Below are 13310 nucleotides of genomic sequence, written 5' to 3'. Positions count from 1 at the left end.
GGTAGTTTACGTTAACGTAAGTTTAAGGCCGCGTAGAAATAAATGAGTGGCGAGCGAGTGTCATCGTTCGTATCGGATAACAAGAATACTCAGCTGATAAGAGAATGGTATGAGCAACGCAAACAGCACGACAGAGACTGTCCACAGAGTCAGTTTTCTTGATAAGGATTCGCTTTCAATCCCTATTTCAAAGATCCTTCAAGCCGATGGTACTGCTTACGAGAGCGCAGTATTGCCCGTTATTGACCAAGCTTTGGCTGAAAAAATCCATGATACTTGCGTGTTCACGCGAGTCTTAGATGAAAGGATGCTTGGCGCGCAGCGTCAAGGTCGCATCAGCTTCTATATGACCTGTACAGGTGAAGAAGCCTCAATTGTTGGCAGTGTTGCGGCACTCGATGATGGTGATGTTATTTTGGCCCAGTATCGCGAGCATGCAGCCATTCGCTATCGTGGCTTTACCACTGAACAGTTTATGAATCAGATGTTCAGCAATGAGAAAGATCTGGGTAAAGGCCGCCAGATGCCGATTCATTATGGTAGTCAGGCGTTAAATTATCAGACTATCTCATCACCACTGGCAACACAGATCCCACAAGCTACTGGTGTTGGCTACAGCTTAAAAATGCAAGGTAAGCGTAATGTCGCTATCTGTTATTTCGGTGAGGGCGCAGCCTCTGAAGGCGATTTTCATGCTGGCTTAAACATGGCTGCTGTACTGAAGTCACCCACTATCTTCTTCTGTCGTAACAACGGCTATGCGATTTCAACCCCAACCAGTGAGCAGTTCGTTGGTAATGGCATTGCGAGTCGTGGCGTTGGTTACGGAATGCATACTATACGTGTTGACGGCAATGATATGTTGGCCGTGCTGGCAGCAACGCAGCAAGCCAGAGCTTATGCCTTAGAACACAACGCACCGGTACTAATTGAAGCGATGACTTATCGTCTTGGCGCTCACTCTTCGTCAGATGACCCGTCTGGTTACCGGTCTAAAGAGGAAGAAGCTAAATGGCAACAGCACGATCCTGTTAAACGATTTAAGTTATGGATGATGAACAAAGGCTGGCTTGCTGAAGAAACCGATGTGGCTTTGTATGAAAAGTACCGCCAAGAGGTGCTTGCAGCGGTTAAAGTGGCTGAAAAACTACCAGTTCCTAGCCTTGATGGCATTATTGAGGATGTTTATGACGAACCCACCCCTCGTCTTAAGGCTCAGTTAACGTCATTAAAACAGCATATCAAGAAATATCCTGATTCTTATCCAAACAGTGCAGGGAGAGTGTAAGCCGTGGCACAGATTAATATGTTACAAGCGATCAATGATGCATTACGAATCGCAATGGAAACAGACGAAAAAGCCGTTCTGTTTGGTGAGGATGTTGGTCATTTTGGCGGAGTATTTCGCGCAACATCGGGTTTGCAGGACAAGTTTGGCCGAGATCGCTGTTTTAATACCCCGTTAACTGAGCAAGGTATCGCTGGATTTGCCAACGGCTTAGCCTCAAATGGTATGACGGCGATTGCTGAGATTCAGTTTGCAGATTATATCTTCCCAGCAATTGACCAAATTGTTAATGAGTCGGCCAAGTTTAGATACCGCAGCGGTAACGAATTTGATGTTGGGGGCATTACCTATCGTACCCCTTATGGTGGTGGTATTGCCGGTGGTCATTATCACTCTCAGTCGCCAGAAGCATACTTTACTCAAACTGCGGGTTTAAAAGTCGTTGTGCCGCGTAATGCCTATCAAGCTAAGGGACTTTTGCTCGCCTCGATTAAAGACAAAAACCCAGTAATTTTCTTCGAGCCTAAGCGCCTTTATCGTGCCAATGTTGGCGAAGTCCCTGATGAAGCCTATGAAATCGAGTTAGGTAAAGCAGAAGTGGTTAAAGAGGGTAAAGATATTACCCTACTAGCTTGGGGCGCGCAGATGGAGATTATTGAAGAAGCGGCTCAAATGGCGGCTAAGAAAGGGATCTCATGTGAAATTATTGACTTAAGAACCTTAGCACCTTGGGATGTTGAAACCGTTGCCACCTCAGTAAAGAAAACAGGCCGTCTGCTCATTAACCATGAAGCACCGCTCACGGGTGGGTTTGCGGGGGAAATTGCCGCAACAATACAAGAAGAGTGTTTTCTTTATTTAGAGTCACCCATTAGCCGAGTGTGCGGACTGGACACGCCTTATCCATTAGTTCATGAAAAAGAATATATGCCTGATGCGCTCAAAACTTTTGAAGCGATTAAAGCATCAATGAAATTTTAGGGAGTTAAAGGCATGATTAAAGATTTTATTTTGCCCGATATTGGGGAAGGGGTCGTAGAGTGCGAGCTTGTTGAATGGCTCGTGAGCGAGGGTGATGTTGTCACCGAAGATCAGCCTATCGCTGACGTTATGACCGATAAAGCCTTAGTCCAGATCCCTGCTCCCCATGGCGGTGTGATCACTAAGCTGTATTACAAAAAAGGGGAAATTGCCAAAGTGCACGCCCCTCTTTACTCTGTTGAGCTTGATGGCGAAACCAGCAACGTAGTAAGCGAACCTGAAGTCGGAGTTGAAAGCGCGCCTGCAGCAGACGTTGTAACTCATGGCACCGCTATTGAAGAATTCTTGCTACCAGATATCGGCGAAGGCATTGTCGAATGTGAATTGGTTGAATGGCTCGTGGAAGAGGGCGATGTCGTCGTTGAAGATCAGCCCATTGCCGATGTAATGACTGATAAAGCCTTGGTGCAAATCCCTGCCATCAAGAGCGGTAAAGTTGTTAAGCTACATTATCGTAAAGGTCAGTTGGCCCGTGTCCACTCGCCGCTATTTGCCATTGAAGTGGAAAGCGAAAATGCCCCATTGGTAACTAAGGTGGTTGAACAGCAGCCGCTTGCTGATAGCGAGCCTCAAGCAACAGCTGAGCCTGCGTCGCAGGGTAAAGCACTTGCCAGCCCTGCTGTGAGACGTTTAGCACGCAGTTACGATATTGACTTGGGAGCTGTCCCTGGCAGTGGCAAACACGGCCGCGTTTATAAAGAAGATGTTGAACGCTATCGCGGCGGTAACGCTAACAAAGCCATTACTGAGGCAGAACCTGTTAAACCAGTCACCTCAACATTGAGTGTCTCAACAGGAGACCGAGTCGAACCCATTCGTGGCGTCAAGGCGGTGATGGCTAAGTTGATGATGGAATCAGTATCATCTATTCCACACTTTACCTATTGTGAAGAGTTAGATTTAACTGAATTAGTGGCACTGCGTGAAAGCATGAAACAGCGCTACTCAACTGATGAGTTAAAGCTAACCATGATGCCATTTTTCATGAAAGCAATGTCATTAGCATTGACTGAGTTCCCCGTGATAAACAGTCGTGTTAACGCTGATTGCAGCGAGCTAACCTATGTTGGTTCTCACAATATTGGCATGGCCGTTGACTCAAAAGTGGGATTGTTAGTGCCCAATGTTAAAGACGTGCAGCAAAAGTCGATTTTAGATGTGGCCAGTGAAATTACCCGTCTAACTAAAGATGCCCGCAGCGGTAGAGTCGCACCACAAGATTTGAAGGGGGGAAGCATCTCTATCTCGAATATTGGCGCACTAGGCGGTACCGTCGCAACACCTATTATCAATAAGCCAGAGGTTGCCATTGTTGCGTTAGGCAAATTGCAAACCTTACCCAGGTTTAATGAAAAAGGTGAAGTCGAGGCACGTAAGATCATGCAGATCAGTTGGTCTGGCGACCATCGTGTTATTGATGGTGGCACCATCGCGCGATTCTGTAATCTATGGAAGCACTATCTAGAGCAACCTCAAGAGATGTTGTTAGCGATGCGCTAAACAACGGATGTGATAAAAAGAGCGCTATGCGCTCTTTTTTGTTTCTATGGTTAATCTTTCTAATTAGATTAAGTATAATGCCGCTAATTAGTCCCACTCTTTGGTTTGAGCATGAGTCAGATAGCCCCAAGTATTGAAAATATCCAATATCCTTTTCCACCAAAGCCCGTGCCATTAAGCGATGCTGATAAGCAGGCGTATAAAGCACGAATTAAACAGCTGCTGGTTGAAAAAGAAGCAGTGTTGGTCGCCCACTATTATACCGACCCTGAAATTCAAGCTTTAGCCGAAGAGACTGGCGGCTGCGTGTCTGATTCGCTCGAGATGGCCCGTTTTGGCCGTGACCACCCAGCTAAAACCCTTATTGTCGCTGGTGTTAAATTTATGGGAGAAACCTCAAAAATTTTGAGCCCAGAAAAAACGGTATTGATGCCAACGCTAGAGGCTACTTGTTCATTAGACGTCGGTTGCCCAATTGAAAGCTTCTCGGCGTTTTGCGATGCTCACCCCGATCATACCGTGGTGGTTTATGCTAATACTTCAGCGGCTGTTAAAGCCCGTGCAGATTGGGTGGTGACATCGAGTATTGCACTTGAAATCGTTGAGCACTTAGACAGTGAAGGGAAAAAGATTATTTGGGGGCCAGATCGCCATTTAGGTAGCTATATTGCCAAAGAAACCGGCGCTGATATGCTGATGTGGCAAGGCGAGTGTATCGTCCATGATGAATTTAAAGCTAAAGCACTGCGAGAGCTCAAGCTGCTACACCCCAATGCCGCAGTGTTAGTTCACCCTGAATCGCCCGCTAGTGTGGTAGAGCTGGCCGATGCTGTGGGCTCTACCAGTCAGCTGATTAAAGCAGCGCAAACCATGGACAACGATATGTTTATTGTTGCCACCGACCGCGGCATTTTTTACAAGATGCAGCAAGCTGCGCCAAATAAAACGCTGATTGAAGCACCAACTGGTGGTAACGGTGCAACCTGTCGAAGTTGTGCACATTGTCCGTGGATGGCAATGAATGGACTCAAAGCCATTGAATCGGCATTAATCAACAATACCCCTTCTGATCATGAGATTTTTGTTGACGATTCGCTAAGAGAGAAAGCCTTAATACCGCTAGATCGTATGCTGAACTTTGCTAAAACGCTCAACATGAAAGTCAAAGGTAACGCTTAAACAGCTTGATTAATGTGGCATCGTCACGATGTAAACCTTATAAAAAATGCCTAATCGCTAACTGCGAATTAGGCATTTTTTTCGCCAGCATTTTTTCACTTGTTTGTCGCAAACAGCTAATAATTTAGTGTCGAAATAACCTAGTGTATAGGCTTAGCGTATTTTGCCTACCAGGGCATAATTGCCTGTTGAGCGAATACGACTTTATTCCGTTGAGTCTTATACTAGACTTAATACCAATTGCTAGGTATCGCACTTAGTGATAAAACCTTATAAACTTAGTAAAACTCAATTATTTTCAGTTATTAACGAATTAACCACTGCGCTAAATGGTAGCTCAAGTTTCGCAGTTACATTGATTTAGGGTTTGATTAGCACACATTGTGGCCACGTACAGAAAACAGATATGTTAGGGACGACAAATGATTAATATGCAATGGATTAGCAATCTTAAAATTAAAAACAAGCTCCTATTGGTGATTGTTCCACCAATCGTTGGTGCGCTGATGTTCGGCTTATATGTTGTGTACAGCCAATACCTGTTAAGCGTTGGTTTAGCACAAGTGGAAGTGCTGTCTAAGCTTGCTGTCGTTAACGGCAATTTAGTACACGAGTTACAAAAAGAACGCGGTATGAGTGCTGGGTTCTTAGGTTCCAGTGGTAGAAATTTTGGCGATAAATTACCACAGCAACGTCGCGCTACAGATACGCAGCATGATGCATATACTCAGTTTATTAAAAACAACCCATTGCCAGATGATTTTGCTAGTCAATTAGCCAAGGTCAATAATCAGTTGAGCCAATTGGCGACTATGCGAAGTCGTGTCGACTCATTGTCCATATCGGTCGCTGACGAAGTTGGCTATTACAGCCAGTTAAACGCAAGTTTGCTGTCTATCGTCGATAGCACAGCACAAGCTGGCGCGAATCAGGCTATTGCAATTCAAGCGGCGGCATTCAGTGCCTATTTACAGATGAAAGAGCGAGCAGGCATTGAGCGAGCCGTGCTGAGCTCTACCTTTGGTAATTCAAGTTTTAAACCCAACATGTTTTTAAAGTTTGCTAACTTAGTGTCAGAACAAAATACTTACCAAGAGCGTTTTATTGCGTTGTCACAACCTAATGTGCAAAACGATTACAAACAGCTTACGGCGGGCAGCGCGTTTTCTTCGGTTAACGCTTTAAGACTCGTTGCCTTCAAGCAAGACGCTACAGAGCTTAAGGCGCAAAGTGCAACTGAGTGGTTCGCCAAATCTACTGCTCGTATCGATAATATTCGCCAATTTGAGCAAAAGTTATCGACATCGTTGATTGAAAAAACGCAAATCGCTTATGATCAGGCCAACAGCTTGGTTTGGTTTATTATTGCTGTGATGGTGGGTTCCGGTTTGACGGTCATATGGTTGTCATTGGCTATTGGTCGATATTTGCACCGTTCTTTGCACCACCTTCATAATAAAGTTACGCAATCGCAAAAGCACTACGATTTAAGTGTCAGAGTCGATCTGTTAGGTGAAGATGAAATCGGTCAGCTAGGCATAGCGTTTAACCACATGATGGAAGATTTTGAAGTGGTTATTGGCCACGTACGCACTAATACTGAACGACTCGTTACAGCGTCCCAAGAGATGGAAGGCTACGCAAAAGAGATGCGAAACGACGTGGCGTTAGGCCATAGCGAGGTCGATCAGGTTGCTTCAGCAATGACAGAAATGAGCGCTACGGTGCAGGAGATTGCACAAAATGCGGTGCAGGCCTCAGAAGCTTCTGCTTTGGCCAATAAAGAAGCGAAAGAGGGCAGTATTGAGGTTGAGCGGACTGCTGAGTCGATAAATATTCTGGCAGTAGAAATTGAAGAGGCATCTCAAGCGATTCATCATCTAGATGAAGACATTAAAGGTATTGTTAATGTGCTAGGTGTCATTAGTGGTATCGCAGAGCAGACTAACTTATTAGCTTTGAATGCCGCCATTGAAGCGGCAAGAGCAGGAGAGATGGGGAGAGGCTTTGCGGTGGTTGCAGATGAAGTTAGAAGCCTTGCTCAACGTGCTCAAGCGTCAACAGAAGACATACGTAGCATGACAGAGCGGCTCGAGCGCGGTGCACAACTAGCCGTGAAAGCCATGGCGACGGGTAAAACTCGCGCAGAAAGCAGCGTAATGGAGTCTAAGAAAGCTGGTGAGGAGTTAGTTAGAATTGTCAGTGAAGTCAGTATTATTGATAGCATGAATGAGCAGATCGCTGCTGCCACCCATGAACAGTCAGCGGTGTCTGAAGAAGTACATCAAAACGCAATGAAAATCAGTGATATATATAGAAACACCCAAGAAGTATCTGACAAGCTCAGCGTGTTAAATGAAGCTCTGTTGACGGATGTCAGCGCAATGTCTCAACTTGTGGCGAAGTTTAAACAGTAGTGTCAGCACTTGGCGTTTAGCTGCAATTGGCGATCAATTACGCAAACGCTTGACGCAGCAGTTATTTAACTTGACCAACTTTGGCCTTTTGCGTAAAGTACCGCCCCGTTAGCAAGCAAAAGTAGTGTTTACACCTACTGCTAACAAAAATTGGTGAGGTGTCCGAGTGGCCGAAGGAGCACGCCTGGAAAGTGTGTATACGGTAACGTATCGAGGGTTCGACTCCCTCTCTCACCGCCAAATTTTAAAGGGAATCAGTTAATTACTGATTCCCTTTATTGTTTTTACAACTTTCCCTTGGTTGCTTTTACTTTTTATTCTTCCAATAATCCCTTTAATTACCCTGTTAATGACATATTGTTACAGGCGTTAAATAGCGATGTTATAACGCTTCATAACATGTCTTACCGTTTGGTGCCGGTGATTAAAGTTATTGTGCAATCGACCAAAGCATTGTCGCTTAACATATCTTTCAATACGCAGTGGTTATGCTTCTTGCCACTTCACAGCTTGAATGTGTCGCTTCATTACTCATGGTTTGCCTGCCATAGCAGGATAAGCAGAAAAGACCCAAGATTGTGGGTCTTTTAATACTCTCTACAGCACCAAGAAAATTTAGAAGCGATAGCCGAAGTTAATTGTAAATGAGCTTCTTGTTTCGCCTTTATTAAACAGGGCGGTAATGTTGTAGTTTTTACCTATTTGCTTATTAAATCCCACTAAGTAAGCCCACTCTTCAAGTTCGACCCCAACATCATAGGTAAAGTCGCGACCCAGAGCATCGATGTAACCTAAGTTTCCTGTCATTTTCGGCTTTAAGCCTTGGTATTCGGCGCCAATAAAAACCTGAGCTCGGTAATCGAGAAATTGGTAACCTAGCATAGGTTGAATGGATAGGACTCCATCACCCCAATCATCTTGGCCTTCTAATCGAGTTTGTGAATATGTTGCCGTCACAGAGGCAAAAAACTCTTTGTAACCCACTGATAAGGTTGTTCCTAGACCTACAACATCATAATTTAGGTGAAGAGGGACACTGACTTCAGCTGGAGAGCATAGATCAACCCCTTGACTGGCCACCGCTTTACAAGCCAGTTTGCCACCTACAACACCTAGCTTGTCTTCGAAAACATCTTTCATCTTACCTGTATATTGCGCATCGACTACCGCATCAACATTGACCTTTCCTAGTACACCATACACGTTCCAAAAGGGCAGGATATTGACATCAGCTCGCAGGGTATAGCTTTCAGCATTAACAGTGCCGATTGAACTCGATGGGTCAAAAAATTCGTCAACCAAATTGACAGTACAAATGTGACGGTAATTGATGGTAAAGGAAAAACCTTGATACCTGGCCTTATCGATGCTCATTGGCATACTAATTACGCAAATACGCCAGCAAACACTCTCATTGTTGGTGATATGTCAGAAGTTGCCATTAGAGGTTTTTTAGGTGCTGAAGATACCTTAATGCGAGGTTTTACATCGGTGCGAGATATGGGGGCAATCCTTTTAGTATTAAGAAAATGACCGATACTGGGCAATATCCAGGACCTCGTATTTTTGCTTCAGGACCACCAATCAGTCAAACATCTGGCCATTTCGACTTATATGGACCTATCCGGTTTGCAAGATATTTAATATCGACTTTGAGAAGAGTTCATTGCACCCATATATTCGGCCTGTTATTGAGGTACTCCTCTGGCCCTGATGGATATTTGCTTCTACTTTCCTTATCATCCTTACGGCTTCTTTAGAGCCAATGTCGGGCTAAGGTTTTAAGTAGAACAGTCTGACTGTCTCATCATCAATTCAATTATCTTGGCAATTTGGTGGTTGGTGAAACTAATTGTTAGCGCGTTAATGATTACTTTTATGCAGCGATACGATATTCATCTTCTCTTGCTGCTATAACCCACGCTATCCGTGCAAGCTTGTTAGCGACCGCAACGCAAGCTCTGTTAAAACCACGTCTTTCTGCAAGTGCGGTAGCCCAACGACTAAATTAATCTCCTTTAGCCTCACTATGATAAAGAACCGCTCTTGCACCGTGGATAAATAGCGTTCTCAAATAAGCATTTCCTCGCTTACTAATACCAAGCAAGTTATTTTTTCCGCCACTGCTATGCTGCTTGGGGACTAGACCGCACCATGCTGAAAAATGTCTGCCGTTGGTAAAATCTTCACCCTCTCCAACAGCGGCATAAAATGCCGTTGCGGTGACTGGACCAATGCCTGGCATACTTTCTAAACGTTGGCACACTTGATTGTTCTTCATCTCTTGTTGAACTTGAACATCACAGCTTTTAAGCCTTCGCTCAATATCATTAAACTCTTCGTACAGTTGATGGAAAATACTTCGGCCTTTGGCTGTTAATTCGTTATCAGCACTTTCTAAAATATCAGGTAATTTTGCCCTAAAAGACGCTTTTCCTTTTGTGATAATAATGCCGTATTCAGCAAGCATCCCTCTAACTTGATTAATCAGTGCAGTAGATTGTTTGTTTAGTCTTTCTCTCATTCGATGCAGCATCTGAATATCTTGCTGCTCTACTGGCTTAGGCTCTACAAAGCGCATGTTGGGGCGTTGTGCTGCTTCTGCTATCGCAAGCGCATCATTGTAATCATTTTTATTTCCCTGCCTGTAGGGAACGACATACTGGGGCGCTATGAGCTTGACTCGGTGGCCAATTTTCTCGAACTCCCTAGCCCAATAGTTGGCACCACCACAGGCTTCCATCACAACAAGACAAGGTTCTATTTGAGCAAGAAAAAGCACTAACTCTTTGCGCTTAACCATCTTCTTTTTGACAAGCTTTCCAGCTTTATTCACGCCAACAAAATGAAAAACAGACTTTGCGATATCAAGACCAATTGTAGTAATGTTCATAGTGGACCCGTCCTCTTTCTGATGAGTTTAAGCAACTACATCGTGGCCCATTGCGAGGCCGATTAAAAGTGGATGGGTCCATTCCATTATCCATGGAAAAAATGATCACCCTGCAAATAAAACTGACCCACTAACATACTGGGAACGCAACTCTCAGATCATGACAGCCGACGGCGTGGATGATGTTATTAAGCGTACGCGAGAGAACTTACGTATGGGCGCCACTCAAATAAAGATTTCAGGTGGTGGGGGTGTATCATCGGCTTATGATGATATAGATGTTCAGCAATATACTTATGAAGAGATGAAGGCGGCTGTCGATGTTGCTAAAACATGGAATACCTATGTGGCAGCGCATATCTTTACTGATGACGCCGTACAAACGGCACTTAAAGCAGGCGTTAAGTCAATTGAGCACGGTATGCTTATTCTTAGCAAGAAAACTTGGAAGATGATGAAAAAGCAAGATGCATGGTTAAGTATTCAACCTTTGCTGAATGATGAGGATGCTTTGGTCTTCGATAATGCTTATAGCACTGAAAAGTTCGAAAGAGTTACAAGTGGTACTGACAACGCCTATAAAACCGCGAAAAAAATGTGTATTAATATGGCTTTTGGTACCGATGCCTTGTTTGATCCTAAGGCTGCTGCTGCTCAAGTGAAAATGTTAGCTAAGTTGAAGAACTGGTTTACACACTACGAAGCGTTAAAAATTGCCACGTCTGAAAATGCTCGTTTACTTGCGCTAAGTGGCCCTCGTAACCCTTATCGCGATGGCCCACTAGGTGTCGTGAAAGAGGGCGCCTATGCAGACTTAATTCTTGTTGACGGAAATCCGCTTAAAGACCTGGATTTAGTTGCTGATCCTGCAAAAAACTTCGTTGTGATCATGAAAGATGGAAAGATATATAAAAATCAATTGTAATTAGTCTACTCGTTTGATTTAGTAATGCTGTTTCTTATTGAAGCAGCATTATTCGTTTAATAGACTAGAATGTTCTCTCTAATATAGGCAATACGTCTGCCGTCTCAGGTATGATTAATATGGGACCATTTCTTCAGCAGTTACTTTTGAAGGTCAATCTGCATTATTTGGTCAAACTATGAATATTAAGCAGCTACAAGTTTTTTGTGCCATTGCAGATGTTGGGTCGGTAACCGCAGCAGCAAAGCATCGCACTCAATTGAGCATGGCGATAAAAGCGCTTGAGTCGAGTTGGTAAGCCCCTGGTTCTCTAGATACGTCATGATTTTCAATGTTTAGGTTGTGTTTTGCCGAGAAGCTGTATCATAAGATTCAGACAAACCGGATTTGAAATCCTCTAGAGTTAAATTATTCTATTCAATAAAAAAGGCCACCAAATTGGCGACCTTTTTATTACTTTTACTATCGTTAAAATTACTCTTAAACGTTAAAAGTAAACCTTATAGTTAAACCAAACACGTGTTTCGTCTATATCTACATTTAAACTATCTGATTGCATGCTTCCTTGAGTATTTTCAAACTTTATCTGTCCCCAACGTGTCTTATCTGCGCTAAGCGGTGTCGCTGCCATTAAGGTTGTTTTCACCGTTGAAGATTCAATATCACCGCTTAAGTAAGTGAATTCAGGATAAAGCGCTAAGAATGTACCATCTTGCCCAACCTTCCATACGGCATAACCTGCGGCCATCCCCCCAACCAGACTGCTGTCTGATACATTAAAGTTACGCATTGATTCATCGGAATATTCACCTGTTAAGACCCCCACACGAGCGAAGAATGTCAAAGATTCGATTGGCGTACGGAAGATTGAAATAGCCCCTAGCGCAGCAGTGGTGGCAGTCTGATTGTCGATAATATCAAGTGATACCGCTACTCGTGGTGTGACTGCACTGTCGACATTAAATACATGGAAGTACTGCATGCGGCTGTCACTGTATTCGCCATCTTTATTCATTGTGCCTTCAAGCGATACCATAGACTCCATGCCATTTTCGTATTTGTACGAAACCGACCCGGATGCCTTAACATCACCATTATTACTCGCACCGACATAGAAGTTTGACGTGGCACGCGTCATGTCCGATGCGTCTAACGCTTGTTCTGGCTGATTATCAGCGGCTTAAAACGCTTGAGATTAGTGTGCTGCTGATAAGTGCTGTAAGTGCTGCTTTTTTGAAGTTGTTCATTGTTAATTCCACATGTTGTTTTGAATGAGGCCATTCTATGAGGAAAAAATACGGTGAGTTAATCCCATTTGAAGGGTGAAACCCATCAAAATAAACCAACCTGTTTTATTGTGGCAGTAAAAGTCACTATTAAATAAATGGATCGGCTTAAAGGTGCAGTGAATTAAGCTCTATGTGACTTAACCACTTAACTGTAATCAAAGGCGGCTAAGAGGCTTTGGAACATGCAACTTATTAAATAGGGCAGCGCTAATGCCGAGATGCTGAATATCACGCCACTCTGGAAGTAAGACGACCATCGGTGTGGTAAGCCCCTAGAACAATAGACACTTCATAGAGTTATAATGAACCAAAAATATGAGGTGTTACATGCGCGGAAAACGTTATCCCGATGAGTTCAAAATTGAAGCCGTCAAACAAGTCACTGAACGTGGTTATAAAATCGCTGATGTGGCAGAAAGGTTAGGTATCACAACTAAAAGCTTGCACAACTGGATTAACAAGTTCGATAAACCAGAGAAGCAACACATCACCATCGATAATCAGCAAGACGAAATTCGTAAACTTAAAGCGGAGCTTCGGCGAGTTACTGAAGAGCGAAATATACTAAAGGAGGCCGCCGTGTACTTTGCAAGCGAGTCAAAGAAAAGTACACGTTCATAAAGTCTCGACTCGACCAATATCCCATAGCCGTACTATGCCGAGTGCTCAATGTTCACCGTAGTGGTTTTTATGCTTGGCTAAAGCAACCCTGTAGTAATCGTACCATTGAAGATAGGCGACTTCTGGGCAAGATTAAGCAATTTTGGCTGGAGAGCGG

10 protein-coding genes, 1 tRNA gene and 2 pseudogenes are annotated in these 13310 nt (G+C 43.9%); 10 read left to right on the top strand and 3 right to left on the bottom strand.

The genetic code is table 11. The annotated features are described in order from the left end of the window. Positions 1 to 109 precede the first annotated feature (109 nt). From L876_RS0100065 to L876_RS0100040, 6 genes are all read left to right on the top strand, one after another. Entirely contained in the window at positions 110 to 1288 is a 1179-nt protein-coding gene (locus tag L876_RS0100065; RefSeq protein WP_028761899.1) for a thiamine pyrophosphate-dependent dehydrogenase E1 component subunit alpha, read from the top strand. Between the two features lie 3 nt (positions 1289 to 1291). Then, entirely contained in the window at positions 1292 to 2269 is a 978-nt protein-coding gene (locus tag L876_RS0100060) for an alpha-ketoacid dehydrogenase subunit beta (protein ID WP_028761898.1), read from the top strand. Between the two features lie 12 nt (positions 2270 to 2281). Continuing rightward, a complete protein-coding gene (locus tag L876_RS0100055; RefSeq protein ID WP_028761897.1) occupies positions 2282 to 3829 on the top strand; it encodes a dihydrolipoyllysine-residue acetyltransferase in 1548 nt (515 codons plus the stop codon). Between the two features lie 111 nt (positions 3830 to 3940). Continuing rightward, positions 3941 to 5008, top strand: a complete 1068-nt coding sequence (gene nadA / locus L876_RS0100050; protein WP_028761896.1) for a quinolinate synthase NadA — start codon at positions 3941 to 3943, stop codon at positions 5006 to 5008. Positions 5009 to 5433: 425 nt separating this feature from the next. Beyond that, positions 5434 to 7425 carry a methyl-accepting chemotaxis protein gene (locus tag L876_RS0100045; RefSeq protein ID WP_028761895.1) on the top strand — a complete coding sequence of 664 codons (1992 nt, stop codon included), beginning with the start codon at positions 5434 to 5436 and terminating at the stop codon, positions 7423 to 7425. 152 nt (positions 7426 to 7577) lie between these two features. Next, positions 7578 to 7665 (top strand) — tRNA-Ser (locus L876_RS0100040). Positions 7666 to 8040: 375 nt separating this feature from the next. Here the strand turns inward: L876_RS0100040 and L876_RS20780 are convergent. Next, on the bottom strand, positions 8041 to 8799 hold the full coding sequence (locus L876_RS20780; RefSeq protein ID WP_156029351.1) for a hypothetical protein: 759 nt from the start codon (positions 8797 to 8799) through the stop codon (positions 8041 to 8043). Here L876_RS20780 and L876_RS23270 point away from each other — a divergent pair. Beyond that, entirely contained in the window at positions 8743 to 8958 is a 216-nt protein-coding gene (locus L876_RS23270) for an amidohydrolase family protein (protein WP_211237637.1), read from the top strand. The two genes, L876_RS20780 and L876_RS23270, sit on opposite strands and share 57 nt — an antisense overlap. A 343-nt stretch (positions 8959 to 9301) precedes the next feature. On the opposite strand, the pseudogene L876_RS20775 reads toward L876_RS23270, so the two are convergent. Further along, positions 9302 to 10318, bottom strand: a pseudogene (locus L876_RS20775) (IS110 family RNA-guided transposase). 160 nt (positions 10319 to 10478) lie between these two features. On the opposite strand from L876_RS20775, the gene L876_RS20770 reads away from it, so the two are divergent. Together L876_RS20770 and L876_RS23135 are read left to right on the top strand one after the other, a co-directional pair. Further along, positions 10479 to 11243 (top strand): amidohydrolase family protein, encoded by a 765-nt coding sequence (locus L876_RS20770; protein WP_051412801.1) that lies wholly within the window; start codon positions 10479 to 10481, stop codon positions 11241 to 11243. A 178-nt stretch (positions 11244 to 11421) separates the two neighbouring features. Next, positions 11422 to 11541, top strand: a complete 120-nt coding sequence (locus L876_RS23135; RefSeq protein WP_162148989.1) for a LysR family transcriptional regulator — start codon at positions 11422 to 11424, stop codon at positions 11539 to 11541. Between the two features lie 189 nt (positions 11542 to 11730). Here L876_RS23135 and L876_RS20765 read toward each other — a convergent pair whose 3' ends face one another. Beyond that, the gene (locus tag L876_RS20765; RefSeq protein ID WP_211237636.1) at positions 11731 to 12381 is read right to left on the bottom strand and encodes a hypothetical protein; all 651 of its coding nucleotides are present in this window, start codon (positions 12379 to 12381) and stop codon (positions 11731 to 11733) included. A gap of 478 nt (positions 12382 to 12859) precedes the next feature. Between L876_RS20765 and L876_RS0100010 the strand changes: the two are divergent. Beyond that, positions 12860 to 13310 (top strand): annotated as a pseudogene (locus L876_RS0100010) (transposase); the annotation flags it as partial.

It is taken from the genome of Shewanella colwelliana ATCC 39565 (assembly GCF_000518705.1).
In the GTDB taxonomy this organism is placed as follows: Bacteria; Pseudomonadota; Gammaproteobacteria; order Enterobacterales; family Shewanellaceae; genus Shewanella; species Shewanella colwelliana.
Note: the sequence above shows the minus strand (reverse complement) of the source record. Positions and strands in the feature narration are given on the sequence as shown.

Coding starts and splice junctions, on each gene's coding strand:
- L876_RS0100065 (WP_028761899.1), top strand. CDS start 110: ATGAGCAACGCAAACAGCACGACAGAGACTGTCCACAGAGTCAGTTTT.
- L876_RS0100055 (WP_028761897.1), top strand. CDS start 2,282: ATGATTAAAGATTTTATTTTGCCCGATATTGGGGAAGGGGTCGTAGAG.
- nadA (WP_028761896.1), top strand. CDS start 3,941: ATGAGTCAGATAGCCCCAAGTATTGAAAATATCCAATATCCTTTTCCA.
- L876_RS20780 (WP_156029351.1), bottom strand. CDS start 8,799: ATGAGCATCGATAAGGCCAGGTATCAAGGTTTTTCCTTTACCATCAAT.
- L876_RS20770 (WP_051412801.1), top strand. CDS start 10,479: ATGACAGCCGACGGCGTGGATGATGTTATTAAGCGTACGCGAGAGAAC.
- L876_RS23135 (WP_162148989.1), top strand. CDS start 11,422: ATGAATATTAAGCAGCTACAAGTTTTTTGTGCCATTGCAGATGTTGGG.
- L876_RS20765 (WP_211237636.1), bottom strand. CDS start 12,381: ATGACGCGTGCCACGTCAAACTTCTATGTCGGTGCGAGTAATAATGGT.